This window comes from Methylobacterium sp. WL116, assembly GCF_008039455.1.
Taxonomy (GTDB): domain Bacteria; phylum Pseudomonadota; class Alphaproteobacteria; order Rhizobiales; family Beijerinckiaceae; genus Methylobacterium.
Genome location: NZ_VRUV01000625.1, coordinates 1 through 2,413, shown reverse-complemented (window position 1 = coordinate 2,413; position 2,413 = coordinate 1). Strand labels below are relative to the sequence as shown.

The following is a 2,413-nucleotide window of genomic DNA, read 5'->3' as shown; positions in this document are numbered from 1 at the left end:
GGGTGGCGCCGAGCGGGCAGGCGGGAGCGCGCTCGCATTCCGGCCGGGCGGCCCAGCGCATCGCCGAGACCCAGCCCGAGCGCGGCCGCGCCGCGACCAACCCGACCGAGATCACCGCCGCCGGCTGGAAGGACGTCGCCGCGCGCACCTTCCTCGAGTTCAACAAGGACCGGGTCCTGTCGGTGGCGGCGGGCGTCACCTTCTACACCCTGCTCTCTCTGTTTCCGGCGGTTGCGGCGCTCGTGTCCTGCTACGGCCTGTTCGCCGACGTGAACGTGATCAACGATCACCTCGCCAGCCTCCAGGGCGTGCTGCCGTCCGGGGCGATCGAGATCATCGGCGACCAGGTCAAGCGCATCGCCGCCAAGGGCGGCGGCACCCTCGGGCTGACGTTCTTCACCAGCCTGGTGCTGTCGCTGTGGAGCGCCAACGCCGCGATGAAGGCGATGTTCGACGCGCTCAACGTCGTCTACGAGGAGGAGGAGAAGCGCAGCTTCGTCATGCTGAACCTGCGCTCGCTCACCTTCACCGTCGGCGCCCTGGTGTTCACGATCTTCGCACTCGCCTCGATCGTGGTGCTGCCGGTGGTGTTCAACTTCATCGGCATCAGCGCCGGCGCCTGGTACGTCGCGGCCCTGCGCTGGCCGGCCCTGGTCCTCGTGCTGCTCGGTGGCCTGTCGCTGCTCTACCGCTACGGCCCAAGCCGCGAGCGGGCGCGTTGGCGCTGGGTCGGCGTCGGCAGCGTGGTCGCCGGCCTGCTCTGGCTCGTCGCCTCGCTGCTGTTCTCCTGGTACGTGGCGAGCTTCGGCAACTACAACGAGACCTACGGGTCGCTCGGCGCGGTGATCGGCTTCATGACCTGGATCTGGATCTCCTCGACGATCGTGCTGCTCGGCGGCGAGATCAATGCCGAGATCGAGCATCAGACCGGGCAGGACACCACGACGGGCGCGGCGCTCCCGCTCGGCGAGCGCGAGGCGCGCATGGCGGACACCGTCGGCGCGGCGGCGTGACGGGCTCGCAGCGTCAGCCCTCCGGCCCCATATCGGGCGGATCATGCATGCGGAGGACGCGATGAGCGGATCGGACACGATGTCGGCGCCGGAGACCCGGACCGAGGCCGAGTGGCGGGCGGTGCTCTCGCCCGAGCAGTATCGGGTGCTGCGCGAGCATGGCACCGAGCGCGCCGGAACGAGCTGCCTGCTGGCCGAGAAGCGTCCCGGCACCTTCACCTGCGCCGGCTGCGGCACGCCACTCTTTGTCAACGAGACCAAGTTCGAGTCCGGCACCGGCTGGCCGAGCTTCTTCGAGCCGCTGCCCGGCGCGGTGGAGACCCAGGTCGACCGCAGCCACTGGATGGTACGCACCGAGGCGCATTGCGCGCGCTGCAAGGGGCATCTCGGCCACGTCTTCGACGACGGCCCGGCGCCGACCGGCCTTCGATACTGCATGAACGGAGCATCCCTGGCGTTCACGCCGAAGGAGCCCGGGCCGGACTCGGTTTGAGGCAGGATAGTAAACGCTATCCAAGGTCCTGCGCCGCCGCGGTCTTGATTTCGGCGGCTTTTTGCTTAGTCCCTGAGTGATCGATGGGCAGCGAAGGCCCTGTCCGAAGCGGACGTGACGCGTGCGCCGCCAGGATCGACCCGCGGGACGGCCTCGCGCTCTGCGTGTGGCGCGGCCTTTCCAGCGGTCTTCGTCGCACGGAGCAGAACGGGCCGAACGGCCGGCGGTCACCGACCGCCGGAGCGTCCTTGAGCGGAGGTTGAGTATGAGCGTCGTCCGGCGGTTTCTCGTGGCACCGGCCCTGGTGCGTCTGATCCGCAAGGAGCGCGGCGGCGCCCGTATCACCGAAGGCTACTTCGCGCCGCAGGGCGGGCGGACCTCGTTCGTCCGGGTCGACGGGCAGCAATGCCATCTCGTCCTGATCACCAAGGATGCGGAGGGCGCCTCCGCCGAGGAGCGCACGGACGTGCCCCGCGCGCACGGCGACGCGCTGCTCGACGTCTGCTCCGGCAAGGCCGCCTACGACCGTACGGCGGTGTCGCTCGGGACGAAGGAGGCGGTGATCGACCGCTACGTCAGCCCGGGCAGCCTGGATCTCGTCAGCGTCACCTTCGACGAGGCCGGCGAGGCGTCGGCCTTCACCGCGCCGACCTGGTTCGGTCGCGACGTGACCGAGGATGCCGCCTATGACCGCCAGGCGCTGGCGCTCCAGGGCATTCCCTCCACCGGCGAGATCGGCCTGAGCAACGCCGCCCTCGATGCCGTCCTCGACCTGATCGAGCCGCGCTTCGGCTTCGGCCGCTACGGTGCCAACACGCGCTCGGGCGAGAAGCCCGCCGAGAAGGACGGCGTCGTCGACGCGCTGCGCCGGATCGCGGGCACCGGTGCGCCGGCCGCCGCTCCAGTG

3 protein-coding genes are annotated in these 2,413 nt (G+C 70.2%); all 3 read left to right on the top strand.

Features of this window, described 5'->3' with window-relative positions:
• On the top strand, nucleotides 1-1,013 hold a 1,013-nt coding region (locus FV223_RS25445), incomplete at its 5' end, for a YihY/virulence factor BrkB family protein (RefSeq protein ID WP_147729551.1).
• Nucleotides 1,014-1,074: 61 nt separating this feature from the next.
• Nucleotides 1,075-1,506: a peptide-methionine (R)-S-oxide reductase MsrB gene (msrB, locus tag FV223_RS25440; RefSeq protein ID WP_147729550.1), complete on the top strand. Its 432-nt coding sequence runs from the start codon at nucleotides 1,075-1,077 to the stop codon at nucleotides 1,504-1,506.
• Nucleotides 1,507-1,771: 265 nt separating this feature from the next.
• Nucleotides 1,772-2,413: hypothetical protein (locus tag FV223_RS25435; protein ID WP_246689810.1), on the top strand; the 642-nt coding region annotated here is incomplete at its 3' end.